Raw genomic sequence first — 15798 nt, forward strand, 5'->3', positions numbered from 1 at the left:
CGGTGCGATGGTATTGAAATAAATCTGCATGTAAAAAACCTCCTTGCTTGAAGCAAGGAGGTAAACTGTGCGCCATCAGGGACTTGAACCCCGAACCCACTGATTAAGAGTCAGTTGCTCTGCCAATTGAGCTAATGGCGCTTGCTGTTGCTGTTCAGCGCAACGAAATAAAAATATAGCACCTTTTGTATTTGATGTAAAATCCCCAGTTCATCGGCATTTTTTATATGGCTATATGTTGTCTATTCTGTGTGTTCTTCACGTCATGGTAGAGGGGATAGAAATGATGTGTTTTCGGGCGACTATGGGAAGGGTAGATGAATGTGTTTCAGATAACGATTGGGCAACATTCGCGGGTGTACGGCGTTGTATGGAATGTGTCGCCTTTAAGATAGTTTGTACGAGCAAATTTCACTACTGAGATATTTGTTACATACAGTGAATGCTGACGCTGAAAGCGTCGTAAAGCTAATACTTGCAACATGGCACGTACGCACCGATGATGCAGTATCACGTGTATAAAGGCGCAGCTGTGAAATGCTGTAATGAAATGACTGAATGACGATAGGAAGAAAACGTGACAACCATGCGTAAAGTAGTTGCAAGCGCTGTGTGCGGAATTGTACTGCTGGGAGTAGCAGGTTGCACGATTGATGGTTTTACAGAGGTTGAAGCTGGCAATGTGACTGAAGTGTCGGTTATGCCGGTTGTGGAACAAAAGCCGCGAGCGAATGTTGCTGACGGTGAGACAGGTGTGAATCCAGCTGAGCCAATCACGGTTATCTCACTGGGTGAAGGTTTGGCTGAGGTCACGTTAAAGAACGCCGAAGGCAAAATTGTTGATTCTTCGTTGACCGCAGACGGTAATGGGTGGAAAACGGAAGAACCGCTTGGGTATGGACGTACCTACAGTTTGTATGCCGAAGATCGCAATGGTGAAGTGTTGCAGCTTTCCTTCCAGACATTAGTGCCGGCTGCGTTGGCAGCTACTCGACTATCACCGATTGATGGTGCTGAGGTTGGCGTGGGACAAACAATTGCGTTGTTCTTTGATACCCCGATTACGCGTCGAAAAGATGTTGAAGAAGCCATTAAGATCGAGACGACTCCGCATGTCGATGGCGCGTTTTATTGGATCTCGAATCATGAAGTTCGGTGGCGCCCGGAGAAGTTTTGGGCACCAGGCACCAAGGTGACTGTTGAAGCTCCTGTATATGGGCTTGAGGTTGCGAATGGTGTGTATGCTGCGGATAGTCGCCGCTCAAGCTTTACCATTGGAGAACGAGTCGAAGCAGTTGTCGATGATAAAACCAAGACGATGAAAGTGATGAAGTCTGGTGCAGAGGTGAAGACGATGCCGGTTTCTTTGGGGTCGAATAAGTTCCCGACTCCAAATGGTGTGTATGTCATTGGCGATCAGTACGAGAACCTTGTGATGGATTCTCGAACCTATGGGTTGTCGCTTGAGGCGGGCGGATACCGTACCGCTGTTGACTATGCGACGCAACTGTCGTATTCCGGTATTTATGTGCATTCCGCACCGTGGTCAGTCTGGGCACAAGGGAACTCCAATGTTTCGCATGGTTGTGTGAACGTTACGTACGAGAATGCTCGTTGGTTCCAAGACTTTGTTAAGCGTGGCGATATTGTGACGGTGAAAAACACCATTGGTGGGACGCTCTCTGGTTACGATGGTTTGGGTGACTGGAATATCGATTGGGCGACGTGGAAGAAGGGAAACGCTGACGCATAGTAGCGAGTTTTGTTCTTTACGGCAGTTTTCAGACTCTAGGTTTGGACGGCATCACTTGTGTTTACCGCAGGGGATGCCGTTTTTTGCAGGAGAGCGGTTTTTTTTGGGGGGGGCAAAAGTGTAGGTGCTCTTGTGTTGTAGTGTGCGTATAGTAAGTGTCGTCAACCGGTTGTGAGGCTGTTGTGAAGTGGCAGACGCGCGAAGCTGTTGTGAAGCCGACTCCCTGTGAAGCTGCCGTGCAAGACTGACCGCCGCGCGAAGCTGCAGGTCTGCAATGGAGCGCTAGAGAGTAAGCGCCTGTTGTTGTCTAGGCTTGCCGCACAACCGCACAACCGCACAACCGCACGATCCGCGTTTCGGATCCAAGCATAGGAAAAGCGCCCTGAAAGAATCAGGGCGCTTAGTAGGGGTGGCTGACGGGGCTCGAACCCGCGACACCCAGGATCACAACCTGGTGCTCTACCAGCTGAACTACAGCCACCATTACTGCTTAACGCAGCGATGATTATCTTAACGCAAAACTTTAAGATTGCAAAAACGACTGGTAGCGGGCGGTTGCGGCAGCTTTTGCGGCTTCAACTTCTTCACTATTACGGTCAGTTTCTATCAAGCTCAAACGGTAGTATTCAAGCTCGCGAATGGACTCCATAATATCTGCCAGTGCGCGGTGCGCCATACCTTTATCTGGTTGGTTAAAGTACACACGCGGTGCCCACCTGCGTGAAAGCTCTTTCAGCGATGAAACGTCAATCATGCGATAGTGCAATGCTTGATCGAGTCGTGGCATGTGCTGGCGAATAAAACTCCGGTCAGTAGCAATGGAATTGCCTGCCAGCGGTGCTGGGTGTTCGGGATCACAATGAGCGTCGATAAGCGCAAGCACTGCATCTTCTGCTTCGGCAAGACTTATGGTAGAGCGGCGGATTTCCTCGGTCAGGCCCGAAGAATTGTGCATATTGGTCACGTATTCGTTCATCCGCGCAAGTTCTTCTTCGGTCGCATGCACAACAAGGTCGATGCCTTCACCGACGATATTGAGATCTGCATCAGTAATAACCGCCGCGATTTCAACGATGGTGTGCTGATGAATGTCAAGACCCGTCATTTCCAGGTCGATCCACACAAGGCGATTATCTTTTTCTGCAATATCAGTCATACTTACACATCCTAGTTTCTTTCATGGAAGAAGGGTAACGCTGGTGAAATCGGATAACTCCAGCATACCCACGCAGATCTCCACGTACTGCGCCTCCAATATATGCTTGACGACGCCGCGTGCAATCGCTCTCTCAAGCGCCTACTGGCGCAAACGGCTGGAGCCGCTAGCAATGACACCGGTTGCGTAACGAGGAGAAACGACGTGGATAGTTGTGAGGCGTGCAGGAATGATGGAATCGGAAATGAACAAGAGCGTCCAAGCAATGCTTGGACGCTCGTTGTCTGGCTTATGAAGCGTTGTGTATTAGCGCTTCAGGCCACCAAGTGCCTTGAGGCTATTGAACAGGTGCATATTCACTGCAGCAAGTACGCCACCGATGACGGATACGGCAGTAATCAATGCAATCAGAATCTTGTTCAGCGTATCATTCTTGCTGACCGTTGGAACCTGTACGACCTTTTCAACCTCGACGACCTTTTCAACTTCGACAATCTTGGTTTCACCAGGTACCACGATAGTCGTTGGTACTTCGACAATCTTGGTTTCGCCTGGAACTTCGACCGTGATCACCTTTGGTGGTTCAGCAGGAGCTTCTGGTGTAGTCGTTGGCTGTTCCGAGTGTGGACGGATGGTGAAGCTTTGTGCAGCTTGCGAATCATCGAAGACTGCGGTGGTTGGGCCGGAGTTTACAAAGCGTGCAGTTACTGTGAACTGAACCTCGTCTTGCAGGATCTGTCCAAGTGGAGCAACCGGAATGACAGCAGTTGCGATACCTTCAGCGTCAGTTGTGCCAGTAATCGTCTTACCATCGGAGGTTACGAATTCGACGGTTTCGCCAGCCATTGGTTGGCCGTCGCGCTGCAGGCGTGCCGTTGCGACAACCGAATTGTTTTCTACGGTACCTGCGAACTTATCGCTCAGCTTGCCCAGCGTCAAAACGGTGGTGCCGGCAAGATGCTCACGTGGAAGGACTGTGAACTCACCGAATCCATCGACGGCGCGGTATCCATTATCACGAGTAAATGGTCGTGCAACCAGTGTGTGCTTCACAGGATTTTCACCAGCTTCAACGGCTGGAACAGTGACGTTGAGGGAGACTGCGCCGTTGGTGATAGCTGCATCTTCGACCAATTCGCCATCAAGATAGACCGCTACAGTGGCAGTATCTGGAATGGTTTGGTTGCTGGATGCTACCTTCACAGAAACTGGAACCGTGACAGTATCGGCTTCGGTAGATGCAACGGTACCGATCGGATCAACCGTTGCCGTCACAATTTCTGGCAATACTGTTGGGATCAAGCTCGTTGGATCAGGCACGACCGTGACACGTGGAGTGGTCATCTCTTGAGTCGTGGTTGCACGAGTCGTTGCGTCTTGGAATGACCAGTTCGCCGTGGTCTCATGGAAACCTCTGGTCAAATCTTCGGCGGTGATGGTGTGCGTTGCCGTGCGGCAGACATCGATACGGTTACGGAATACACTCCAACGGCAGTTTGGCGTGCCAGGAGGGGCAAAGCCTTGCATGTCAGAGCCAGAAGGTGTTACGGAAATATTGTGGCCAGTTGGGTTCACAATGGTGATTTCGTATTCAACGCGATCGCCCACGCGCCACTCATTATTCTTCTTTGGATTCTTAATGCCAACGAAGGCGGTCGGTACGGTGACTGTCTCGTCCCAGTACGTGCCAAGTGGGGCTACTGTGGACTGGGAGTTGTAGAGTTCAGCTTCGATCGCACCTAATGCACTCGAACGACCATCTGGTACAGCGATATAGACTGCATTCACACCATTGACACCGTCGATAGGCGCATTCAAGGTGATGTTTACAACTGTGGATTCGCCTGGTGCCAAGCTAATCTCACTTGGATCTGCAGTTGCGGTCCAGTCTGCTGGCAAACCGAATTCAAGCGCTTGCTTGAAAATTGGGCGAGCGGTGGAGTTCGTCAAAGTAACTGGCAAGGTAACACTATCGCCTGCAGCTACGCGAGTCTTTGCATTGTCCAACGTCAAGCAGGAAGCGCCGAACCATGCCATGTTGAACTTTGCGAAGCGAATATCATATCCGCCAGAACGGTTGATCTCGTAGAGCATACCGATATTGCCGTCTTTCAACGTGGTCATATTGGTATATTCCGTTGATCCAGCACGGAACTCCTTGGCAATTGGCCAAGTTTGACCATCGTCGCAGGACATGCGGATGGTGCCCTTGTTACGAGTAGCAGGGTTGCTGGAGTTCGAGAACAGCAAAACCTTTGCTAGAGCGGAACCTTCTGGTGCGTTTGGATATGCACGAATAATAGAAGCGTTATTGCGAGGGTCTGGCAAGCGTGGATCAAGTACTGGATCTGTCCAGTTCACGCCGCCGTCATAAGAATAGGAAATCTTACGTGCAGTTTCACTGCGGTTGGAAGAACGAGAGTTGTTCATCAGCACGCCGTTGGACAGCTCGACGATCTTGTTCTCGTCCATGCCTTGTCCCCAAGGATTTGATGCATACCAATCTTCGCCGTGGTTATCAGAAATCCATGCAACCGTCCTCCATTGATTATTGTTGGTGAGAATCATGGCTGGTTGGATCAGGCGTCCCTTATGTGGACCATAGTTCAGCTGAATGCCGTTACCAGAGGTTGCGAAGCGAGCACGCCAAGAAGGATCAGGAGTGATTTCGCGGGTGATAACGTTGTCGTACTTCCAGGTCACGCCGCCATCTTTAGACTTTGCATAAACAGCCTGAATGACATCGCGGTTGTTATGTTCGGTACCTGCATGCGAACGCACCAGACCTTGGCGGAAGGACTTCACATGGAAGTTAAAAATGGTGCCAGTTTCGCGGTCGACGATATAGGAAGGGTCCGAGAAGCCGACAGGCTCGTTGCCGGTCACACCAGGTGCGATGTTGGTGAGAGCAGACCACGTCTCACCGCTGTCATTGGAGCGACGCTGCACAATGGAGTTTGGGTTTGGAGCGTCGTTACAGTTGTTTGGACGTCCGTCATACGATGCCAACAGCGTGCCATCAGGTGCGGTATTGAGCGCTGGAATGCGGTAGCAGCTAAAACCATCGCCGGACTGGGCAATGAATTCATCTTCCCACAAAGGAGCAGCGCTCATATCTGGATTGGCATCGAAGCCGTATGTGCCGTTTGGGGCATGGCCTGGAACGCCGGCAAAAGTTTCAGCCGCAGATGCCATTGGTACTGCATGGACGGCGCCGCACGCTACCGTCAATCCTGAAACGACAGCAAGTAACGCGCGCCTTGAAGAGGTAAAGCTCATCAGGGTACCTTTCGGTCGGTAATGCAAGGTGAAAGAAAGACATATAACGTGCCGCAAAGTGATGTAGTGAAAAGTCAGACGTCATATGTCCGATGTCTCACCTGTTATCTTATAGTGACCTAGATAAAAAACTTCTAACCTAGTGGCTCGAGTCACAATTTTTTACCCTATTGCGGGGGTGTGAAATCAATGAGAGATGGTGAAAAATTGTGTGTATTATTTTTAGATTTTTATGATTACTGCAGGTCGGAGTGTTATTGTGAGATGGCTGTGGCGTTTGTGTGATTAGTCGGTGCGGATGCGGGAGGGAGAGGCTGAAAGGGCAGAAGATGTTGCGCTTTGTTCAACGATCGAGCTGCATGAACTACTTTGCGACGCATACCTGCAACATCGAGAACAATTCCGTGACCAGCATCAATGCGTGCCAATACGCACTAATGCTGTTATGGATAAGGCTTTGCTGGAGCTTCGGTGTGGACGCAGCTACGGTGATAACCCCGCATCGGCCGAGTACGCGCAGCGTCGTCAAGCTGCCAACAGCGCAGCAAGAACGAGCTGATTTTCTGCAGCCGATTCGGAAAACAAGGTATCCTTGAGGGGTATTAATCGCTGTTACTGTACGGTGCTCATCGTCGTGCAAGCGTGAATTAGCTGCGAATCTTTGTGGTGCGCATTTTGAAGTAAAGGACGTTCTCATGGCATTACCTGCACCGAAGCTCCACGCCCGCGCTGTGATTACAGGGGCAAGCCAAGGCATTGGCAAAGCAATGGCGAAAGATTTAGCCAAGCTGGGGCATAACCTCATTTTGGTTGCTCGTCGGCAGCAGCTTTTGGCAGAACTTGCTGCTGAATTAGAAGCGCAGTACTCGATTATTGCCGAGGTATATGCCTGCGATCTTGCCGACTCCACCCAGCGTGCAGCCTTGATTGAGCACCTGCAGCAGCGTGAAATTAACATCATTATTAACTCCGCTGGCGTGGCCAGTTTCGGGCCGTTTATCAAGCAAAATTGGGAGTATGAAACCACTCAATTCAATCTCAACGCGGCAGCGGTGTTTGAGCTCACGCACGCGGTGCTACCAGGCATGATTGAGCGCGGAGTCGGTGCAATTTGTAATGTGGGTTCTGCTGCTGGCAACGTCCCGATTCCGAATAACGCCACCTATGTGTTTACCAAGGCGGGTGTGAATGCCTTTACCGAAGCCTTGCACTATGAGCTGAAAAATACCGGCGTGAGCTGCACATTATTAGCACCAGGGCCAGTACGCGAAGCAGTGGTTCCGGAAGAAGAACAATCGATTGTGGATAAAGTTGTGCCCGATTTCCTCTGGACCACCTATGAATCATGTTCGGCAGAAACACTGGCAGCCATGGCTCGCAACAAACGCCGCGTAGTGCCAGGACCGCTCTCAAAAGCCATGAACGGCATTTCGCTGGTAGTGCCAGGCGCGCTGTTGAGCCCGTTGATGGGCAAGTTTTACGAAAACCTCGGCGGCGATACCGCTTAAGCCACAGCCCAAAGCTTGACGACGCATTTCAGTGGCGCACCTTCTCGGTGTAACAGGGGAGTGCGAAAACCAAAACCTCCACCTACTTCAATGATGCATGTAGGCGGAGGTTTTCAACAAGTGCCCCCAGCAGGATTCGAACCCGCGACCAATCGGGTAGAAGCCGACTGCTCTAATCCACTGAGCTATGGAGGCATTACCTTAGAAAAGATTAGTGTAATATGCGGAACAAAGAAAATGCACAGGTCAATACGACCATCGAGAAAAACATATACCTGTGCGCCCACTCCTAAACGCTTGTAAATGCGGCGAAACTGCGCCGCTCCAGTTACGCTAGTAGCCATGTCTGAAGCAACGACTCGTCTAGTGGCACGCCCCACATGGCCACTCTATTTGGCCTTTTTCTGTGTTGCAGGTGTAATTGGTGCAACAATCTCTTGGGGATTCCTCGCAGAATCGCTCGCAGCACTAGGCATCCCCGATCCCGGCATACCGACCACCGCCGGCTTCCCCTTCTTACGAGCCGTCTCATGGGTACTTGCTGCACTGGCCGTCGGCTCATTTTTAACCTCAGCCTTTTTCATCACACCAGCGCGCAGCGAACTTAACGTCGCACACTTAACAGTCGACGGACTCGTCGCTGCCCGAACCGGCGCCGGCGCTGCCCTGGCATATGCCCTCTTATCAGTGATGATGATCCCACTCGTGCTTTCCGACGTCTCCGGCCAACCACTTTCAGTTGCCCTGCAACCAACCAACTGGGGTGTTGCCATTAGCCAAGTCGCAGAGTCTCAAGCATGGCTGGCCGGAGCAGCCATTGCCGGAGTCGTGGGCATCGCAGGTGCCTTGAGTAAAATGTGGCGTAGCCAACCGCTGTTACTGCTCGGCGCAATTGCTATTGTTGCCCCGCTTGGCTTAGAGGGGCATTCCGCTGCTGGTGGCGATCACGATTACGGCACGAACTCGCTGCTCTGGCACCTATTATTCATGATGCTGTGGGTCGGCGGACTCATGGGACTTATCGCGCATGGTCGCAGGCTAGGGCCAAATCTCGCACTGGCGGTTCGTCGCTATTCGACGCTCGCCTTTATCGCCATGCTCATGCTGGTAGCCTCTGGCTTGATCAACACCGCTATTCGTGTGCGCGTACAAGACCTATTCATTACCGGATATGGCCGAGTGATTCTGGCCAAAACAGTGTTAACCCTGATCTTGGCACTGTTCGGTTTGATGCATCGTCGCAGTACCATGCCAAAATTGGAACAAGGTGATACCCGAACGTTCTTGCGTGTGGCTATTGCTGAAGTCGTCGTCATGGCTGCAACGATTGGTGTGGCAATTTCTTTAGGACGCACCCCACCGCCACCACCAAGGGTTTTTGATCTGACCCCAATGGCTCTAGAAATGGGCTATGACCTCACCATTGAGCCAACCGTGTGGAGCGTATGGACAGTCTGGCGCTTTGACATCATGTTCACATTCTTAGCAATCGTCCTGACAGCTGCCTACATCTATGGCCTGGTATTACTTCGCCGTAAAGGCCAAAAGTGGCCAATTATTCGCACTTTCTGGTGGCTCACCGGCACGATTAGTCTCGGGCTTTCCATGAGCTCAGGTATTGGCCTGTACATGCCGGCAATGTTCTCTATGCACATGGTGGCGCACATGGCCCTATCCATGGTGATCCCTGTGTTCTTGGTTCTCGGTGCTCCGTTCCAGCTGATGTTGGATGCAACCGAACCGTCGCAAAGCTCGCAGCCGGGGCTGCACGAATGGGTGCAGGCGTTTTTAGACTCCCGGATTCTCGCGTTTTTGCTCAGCCCTGCATTTAACACCATTCAGTTCATTACGATTTTCTACCTGCTCTACGTCACTCCGTGGTACGACCTCATGGTTTCGGAGCACGCCGGACACCTGATTATGAACTGGGTATTTTTGCTCTCTGGCTACATCTACTACTGGGAAATGATTGGTTCGGATCCGAAGCCGCAGTATAACTCGGTAATTTCGCGCCTGGCTTGGCTGGTATTTTCGATGCCGTTCCACCTCTATTTTGGCGTGTATCTCATGCAACTTTCCGAGATCTTGGCCGAAGATTTCTACCGCACCCTCAACCTGCCGTGGGGCGTGGATTTGATGCACGATCAAAATGTTGGCGGCGGAATCGCCTGGGGTTCAGGATCGTTCCCGCTGGTTATCGTATTTGGCACGCTGTTTTTGCAGTGGCTGCGTGACGATCGCATTGAACAGCAAGCCTTCGACGAACACGAAGATGAAAGCGGCGATGACGATCTGCAGGCCTACAACGAAATGCTTGCAGCTATGCGACGCGGGGAAGGATCCGTGGCACAGCAATACCATCAAGGTGGTTAAGTTCGTTGTCGCAAGTACATTGCCTGCGAATGTGAAAGAAACCCGCAGGTAGAAGCTTATTCATCAGCCAGTTATCCCACGAATTGGGGCAACTGGCTGATTTTTTCTTCAGTTGCCCTCGACAGAATTGTCAATTTCGTTCACCATAGAACACACGATTTGGATCTAGTTCAAGATGAAAATTGAGCTAGAAGGGGACCTAGATCGGTATTGGTAACAACCAATATGTTCTTTTGACATACAAGACATAAGGGGGATCTTGTGTACACTTCAACGACAATTGTTGGCAACCTGACGCACGAACCGACGCAGATTGTATTTCCTTCAGGTGCGACGCTGACGAAGTTCAGGCTGGCTTCTTCGAGGTATCGCAAAGCTGATCAGGCAAGTGAACGCAAAGGCGAGAAGCAGCGATCCGATGCGTATAACGACGACAATGCCGACACCAAGCTGGAGGCAGATACCAGCGGATTTGTGAGCTTTAACCAGCTGTATATTGATGTGGAATGCTGGGGGAATCTCGCGGATAACGTGCTGGTTTCATTGCAGGAATCTGGTAAAGGCTGCCAGGTTATTGCAGTGGGTTCGCTGATTCATCAGGAATGGGAAAAGGATGGGCGCAGGGAATCGAAGATCGTCTTGCGAGCAAACCATGTGGGTGTAGATATGAAGAAATACGCGGTGAATTTCAAGCGGAGGGAAGTGCTGGAATCGAAGCCGAGTGGTGCGAATTTTGCGGATCTGGTTGGGGTAGGAGCTGGTATGCGAGTGAATGCGAAGGTGCATGCAGTTGAGGAGGAGGTGAGTGCGCCGTTCTAGTGCGGGAGGTTGCAGGGAGGGTGGTGGGTTTGTGGAGGGCTGAGCGTGTGGTGGTTTGTGCTTGGGGGTAGGGCGATGGTTGGGAGGAATAACTCTCAAATTCCTTGATATGCTTCTTCCCATGCTGCACTTAGAGTGCATATAGCTGGGGTTTAACTCTCAAATTCCTTGATAGGCGGTTTCAAGGGGGCGTGGAAACACGGTTAGTTGTCAGTGACGTCTAATAATTGACTTAAACGTTCAGCTGGTGTGTCCCAGTCTAATGTTTTTCGTGGCCGGTTGTTTAACTCTACGGCTACGAGCTCTAAATCATATTCGGTATACACACTAAGATCAGTACCTTTGGGGAAATACTGCCGTAACAACCCGTTCGTATTTTCATTGCTTCCTCGCTGCCATGGTGATCCAGGATCACAGAAATAGACTTGACAATCAGTCGCAATACTAAAAGCTTTATGACATGCCATTTCACTTCCTTGATCCCAGGTAAGTGAAGCTTTTAAATGTGCTGGTAGCTTTCTAAACGCTGCTTGAAGTCCTTGATTCACAGCAGCTGCATCATGAGCCTCAGGCAGATGTACAAGCATGACGTAACGAGTGGTACGTTCCACGAGTGTGCCTATCGCAGATTGGTTATTTTTCCCTAAGATGAGATCACCTTCCCAATGCCCAGGAATGGCACGATCTTCTACCTCTTTTGGTCGTTTTGAAATCATGACCATGGGATCTGCAAAACGATTGCGAGAAACTCTTTGGTCATGTGGCCTGCGATATGCTCTTTTTTGGCGCAGTGCAGAAGCGATTTCTTTTTTCAACTCGCCTTTAGCTTGGAAAAATAACGTCTGATAAATAGTTTCATGACTCACCCTCATAGTTTCATCTGTTGGGAAGTCTTTGCGCAAGCGATTAGAAATTTGTTCAGGAGAATATTTCTGTTTCAAACCTTTCCATACTTCATCATGAAGTTTTTGATAGATCTCGAGTTTTCTTCGCTTAGGTCTTAAACGTCGAATAACAGACTTTCGATGTGCTTCATGAGGAAGGTATATACCGAACTCGTCTTTGTTGCGTTTGAGTTCTTTGCTGATAGTCCCAGGTGAGCGCCCGATTATTTTAGCGATTGCGCGAATACCATAATTTTTATCTCGTAAATCAGCGGCGGTGCGGATATTGATACCAACTGCTGCGGCTGCGTCTTTTCGGTTGAAAGCATGAACGCGTAGTTGTAAGTATTCGCATCGTCGACGTGTGGCCATTGCGCGTCTGGGCAGTTCAGGGACTTTCCATAAACCTAGTTCAATGCCAATACGGTACACCGGAGTTGGTCCTACACCTGTTGCACGGGCGATATCCGTGGGTGTGAGATTTTCATGCCATAACCTGGTTATCTCTTTGGTTTGTTGTGGACTAATCCTGGTTTTGGTGTGTAACGCTAAACCACGTTCATGGGCAATGCGGTATGCCGTTGATAAGGATATGTTCAATTGTGCTGCTGTAGATCGTACGGATTGTCCTTGTTGGATCAGGGCGCATAGTTGAGTAATTTTTTCGTCGTTTGGTTTCCAACGCGAATCCATATAAACACCTTTATTTGAGTAAGGTGTTTCCACGATCACTTGAACTTAAGGATATATACTTCTTGTTTTTAAGCCGCAAGGAATTGGCCAGCTGGGGTTTAACTCTCAAATTCCTTGATATACTTCGGTACGCGTATCAGGTGGCGTCCATTCAGCTGGGGTTTAACTCTCAAATTCCTTGATATACTTCCAGATACTGTCTAGAGTCGCCGACGCCGGCTGGGGTTTAACTCTCAAATTCCTTGATATACTTCAGCCAGTGAGCATACTTGACCTGCCGCGGCTGGGGTTTAACTCTCAAATTCCTTGATATACTTCCTAATTAACTCCATATAGGCGCTGTCTTGCTGGGGTTTAACTCTCAAATTCCTTGATATACTTCTTATCCATTTTGTCGCGAAGTTCGTCGAGCTGGGGTTTAACTCTCAAATTCCTTGATATACTTCACGGCGGCGTTAAAGTCTATGACTACGGGCTGGGGTTTAACTCTCAAATTCCTTGATATACTTCGTACCACTGGCGGCGGCGCCACTGGCGGGCTGGGGTTTAACTCTCAAATTCCTTGATATACTTCGAGCATAATCGCGCGATATCAATAGCTAGCTGGGGTTTAACTCTCAAATTCCTTGATATACTTCGCCATCGCCTTAATCCACTGATCGCGCGGCTGGGGTTTAACTCTCAAATTCCTTGATATACTTCCTTGTTCAGGTGCGCCCAAAACCGTGAGGCTGGGGTTTAACTCTCAAATTCCTTGATATACTTCTTTGCGCGTGGAAGCTGCTCAAACGGATGCTGGGGTTTAACTCTCAAATTCCTTGATATACTTCCGATCGGTATGAACCGTATGACGATGTGGCTGGGGTTTAACTCTCAAATTCCTTGATATACTTCCCCGTAACAGCCTTCAACGAACCCATCAGCTGGGGTTTAACTCTCAAATTCCTTGATATACTTCGTACGCAAAAGAACAGCGGAACTTTTCGGCTGGGGTTTAACTCTCAAATTCCTTGATATACTTCCGTTTGATGTTTCTTCGATTCGTTCCAGCTGGGGTTTAACTCTCAAATTCCTTGATATACTTCCTTTCCTGTGGCCGTCGCTATTAATAAGGCTGGGGTTTAACTCTCAAATTCCTTGATATACTTCTTGCCCGCCGGCAATTGATCGGTAGGCCGCTGGGGTTTAACTCTCAAATTCCTTGATATACTTCTCGGCAAGGTTGATGAGGACGACGAGGAGCTGGGGTTTAACTCTCAAATTCCTTGATATACTTCACAGGGGACACTAACTATATAAATATAAGCTGGGGTTTAACTCTCAAATTCCTTGATATACTTCGAGCTGAATCAACTGCTCGATTGGCTGTGCTGGGGTTTAACTCTCAAATTCCTTGATATACTTCGTACTGGGTGCGTGCTACGGCGCATATTGCTGGGGTTTAACTCTCAAATTCCTTGATATACTTCTTACCATTAACATTTTCCGTTAAACGTTGCTGGGGTTTAACTCTCAAATTCCTTGATATACTTCCTTCACGAACGCTTGACGACAATGTTTGGCTGGGGTTTAACTCTCAAATTCCTTGATATACTTCGAAGAACTTAACACCCATCTTACGGCGGGCTGGGGTTTAACTCTCAAATTCCTTGATATACTTCGTGCCCGTAAGTTCCATAATTCGCGCTTGCTGGGGTTTAACTCTCAAATTCCTTGATATACTTCGATCCAAACCCCCCATCATGTCGCGTGGGCTGGGGTTTAACTCTCAAATTCCTTGATATACTTCGAAACTAGCGTGAATTTCACCGACTATGGCTGGGGTTTAACTCTCAAATTCCTTGATATACTTCGACCGATTTTGATGCGGTGAAGAAGCCCGCTGGGGTTTAACTCTCAAATTCCTTGATATACTTCACCAGCGAGCCATATTGACCACCAACAGGCTGGGGTTTAACTCTCAAATTCCTTGATATACTTCTATGTTTCCCGTGGGAACGACAGACCTAGCTGGGGTTTAACTCTCAAATTCCTTGATATACTTCAGTTCACACCAAAAATGCGGTGTGAACTGGAGTATTTCAGGGTTTTTGTGTTTAAAAAATGACCAATTGGCTAGGTTCGTCTTCTACGTTTACTTCTTGTTGCGCAGAAAAACGGATGGTTTTCGACCACTGCGTATCGGTCACACACATAATGCGAATGTCTCCGCCAACTGGTAAATCGTATTTGATTGTTTTCACAATAGAATGTAGCCGACTCGCCAACGGCAGATATTGCACATAGACACTGAACTGAGCTCTCGCAAAGCCTAAATCAAGCAAACTATTACGAAATCGCGTAGCTTCTTTGCGCTCGCGTTTTGTTGCTACAGGTAGATCAAACATCACCACACACCACATAGGTTCCTCACCTCTTTTGGGCATGATTGCTCCCTATCCAATGCGGAACTTCTAAGATGCGCTGTGTATCTTCCACATAAGCACCGTATGCTTGAGCAAAATCTTCAAATACCGTTGGAATCGTTTGTCCTGTTTTCGTAAACGGCAACGTAAAAGCTTCTACAAGTGCATGTTTATGAGATGCCTCTAAAACACCTGATTGCTCAAAGTTTGAAAACACAAACTCATCAAGTGCAGGTCGAAAAGGTTCCATCAGATCATCAACTAGTGCAAAAGCATTCGATCTACCATGATGAAACACACCTAACGTGCCAATCAGTCCTGCTGCGGTTAAAGCACGAATGCCATGTCCGCGTAGAATCGTGTAACCATAGTCGAGTGCGCTATTCCAACGATCAGTGCCTATTCCTGGCACACGAGAGAACATATGTGAACCAGAAATCGTGCTCCAATATTTTCTCGCTGCTTGTGCTTCAATATTATGGCTATCGCCCGAATTAATACTCTTCTTCAGCGCTTGAAGAGAGGCATAACCATCTTGATACCCAAGTGAACGCAGCGTACATGCCTGACCGCTCACTTTAGCCTTAATAATGTTGCTCCACGCGCGTTTACGTCGTGGGAGTGAGAGATCTGCTTGCGCTTGCTGTCTTGCACCAATTCGTGTGTGATCACCAAAGGGAGCTGCAATGGCGGTCGGCACTTTCTTCCAATCACACACGATGAGTGCGATATCAAGTTCCGATAGTTTCGTAAGCACCGCTCCACTTACCGAAACACTATTACCAATCAGCACAATTGCAATATTTATGAGTGGCAGTTCTTGAGTCTCTTGGCTTTCATGCACTACCAGGAGATTTCCACGTTTATAACGAAGCAGACCGGTAAATCCAGTGAAATCAAGAACTTGCCACCCATAATTATTCATGTG

Annotated in this window: 8 protein-coding genes, 3 tRNA genes, 2 pseudogenes and 1 CRISPR repeat array; of the genes and pseudogenes, 4 read left to right on the forward strand and 9 right to left on the reverse strand. The window is 49.1% G+C overall.

The annotated features are described in order from the left end of the window. Positions 1-68: 68 nt before the first annotated feature. A tRNA-Lys gene (locus NXS99_RS02820) sits at positions 69-141 on the reverse strand. Positions 142-586: 445 nt separating this feature from the next. Between NXS99_RS02820 and NXS99_RS02825 the strand changes: the two genes are divergently transcribed. Beyond that, positions 587-1753, forward strand: a complete 1167-nt coding sequence (locus NXS99_RS02825; protein ID WP_259287315.1) for an Ig-like domain-containing protein — start codon at positions 587-589, stop codon at positions 1751-1753. A 408-nt stretch (positions 1754-2161) separates the two neighbouring features. Here NXS99_RS02825 and NXS99_RS02830 read toward each other — a convergent pair. The 3 genes from NXS99_RS02830 to NXS99_RS02840 all read right to left on the reverse strand — a co-directional run bounded on the left by NXS99_RS02830 (position 2162) and on the right by NXS99_RS02840 (position 6188). After that, positions 2162-2234 (reverse strand) — tRNA-His (locus NXS99_RS02830). Positions 2235-2276: 42 nt separating this feature from the next. Then, on the reverse strand, positions 2277-2909 hold the full coding sequence (orn, locus tag NXS99_RS02835) for an oligoribonuclease (protein ID WP_259287164.1): 633 nt from the start codon (positions 2907-2909) through the stop codon (positions 2277-2279). 306 nt (positions 2910-3215) lie between these two features. Continuing rightward, complete coding sequence (locus NXS99_RS02840) at positions 3216-6188, reverse strand: exo-alpha-sialidase (protein ID WP_259287165.1); 2973 nt, start codon at positions 6186-6188, stop codon at positions 3216-3218. A gap of 695 nt (positions 6189-6883) precedes the next feature. Here NXS99_RS02840 and cmrA point away from each other — a divergent pair. Next, positions 6884-7696 carry a mycolate reductase gene (gene cmrA / locus NXS99_RS02845; protein ID WP_259287166.1) on the forward strand — a complete coding sequence of 271 codons (813 nt, stop codon included), beginning with the start codon at positions 6884-6886 and terminating at the stop codon, positions 7694-7696. A gap of 121 nt (positions 7697-7817) precedes the next feature. Here cmrA and NXS99_RS02850 read toward each other — a convergent pair. After that, positions 7818-7891 (reverse strand) — tRNA-Arg (locus NXS99_RS02850). A 147-nt stretch (positions 7892-8038) separates the two neighbouring features. On the opposite strand from NXS99_RS02850, the gene NXS99_RS02855 reads away from it, so the two are divergent. After that, a complete protein-coding gene (locus NXS99_RS02855; RefSeq protein WP_259287167.1) occupies positions 8039-10069 on the forward strand; it encodes a bifunctional copper resistance protein CopD/cytochrome c oxidase assembly protein in 2031 nt (676 codons plus the stop codon). Between the two features lie 261 nt (positions 10070-10330). Further along, on the forward strand, positions 10331-10888 hold the full coding sequence (locus tag NXS99_RS02860; RefSeq protein ID WP_259287168.1) for a single-stranded DNA-binding protein: 558 nt from the start codon (positions 10331-10333) through the stop codon (positions 10886-10888). Positions 10889-11091: 203 nt separating this feature from the next. Here the strand turns inward: NXS99_RS02860 and NXS99_RS02865 are convergent. The 4 genes and pseudogenes from NXS99_RS02865 to cas1 form a co-directional block, all read right to left on the reverse strand. Further along, positions 11092-12042, reverse strand: a pseudogene (locus NXS99_RS02865) (IS30 family transposase); the annotation flags it as partial. A gap of 300 nt (positions 12043-12342) precedes the next feature. Then, positions 12343-12465: pseudogene (locus NXS99_RS02870) on the reverse strand (helix-turn-helix domain-containing protein); the annotation flags it as partial. Between the two features lie 26 nt (positions 12466-12491). After that, positions 12492-14510: a CRISPR direct-repeat array (repeat unit 36 nt; unit sequence GCTGGGGTTTAACTCTCAAATTCCTTGATATACTTC). Positions 14511-14561: 51 nt separating this feature from the next. Beyond that, on the reverse strand, positions 14562-14867 hold the full coding sequence (gene cas2 / locus NXS99_RS02875) for a CRISPR-associated endonuclease Cas2 (RefSeq protein ID WP_259287169.1): 306 nt from the start codon (positions 14865-14867) through the stop codon (positions 14562-14564). Positions 14868-14874: 7 nt separating this feature from the next. Next, entirely contained in the window at positions 14875-15795 is a 921-nt protein-coding gene (gene cas1 / locus NXS99_RS02880) for a type II CRISPR-associated endonuclease Cas1 (protein ID WP_259287170.1), read from the reverse strand. Between the last annotated feature and the right edge of the window lie 3 nt (positions 15796-15798).

Source organism: Corynebacterium sp. HS2168-gen11 (genome assembly GCF_024834075.1).
GTDB lineage: Bacteria > Actinomycetota > Actinomycetes > Mycobacteriales > Mycobacteriaceae > Corynebacterium.

What these genes read in the sequence shown, in the direction of transcription:
- NXS99_RS02825 (WP_259287315.1), top strand. Translation starts at nt 587, where the DNA reads ATGCGTAAAGTAGTTGCAAGCGCTGTGTGCGGAATTGTACTGCTGGGA.
- orn (WP_259287164.1), bottom strand. Translation starts at nt 2,909, where the DNA reads ATGACTGATATTGCAGAAAAAGATAATCGCCTTGTGTGGATCGACCTG.
- NXS99_RS02840 (WP_259287165.1), bottom strand. Translation starts at nt 6,188, where the DNA reads ATGAGCTTTACCTCTTCAAGGCGCGCGTTACTTGCTGTCGTTTCAGGA.
- cmrA (WP_259287166.1), top strand. Translation starts at nt 6,884, where the DNA reads ATGGCATTACCTGCACCGAAGCTCCACGCCCGCGCTGTGATTACAGGG.
- NXS99_RS02855 (WP_259287167.1), top strand. Translation starts at nt 8,039, where the DNA reads ATGTCTGAAGCAACGACTCGTCTAGTGGCACGCCCCACATGGCCACTC.
- cas2 (WP_259287169.1), bottom strand. Translation starts at nt 14,867, where the DNA reads ATGTGGTGTGTGGTGATGTTTGATCTACCTGTAGCAACAAAACGCGAG.
- cas1 (WP_259287170.1), bottom strand. Translation starts at nt 15,795, where the DNA reads ATGAATAATTATGGGTGGCAAGTTCTTGATTTCACTGGATTTACCGGT.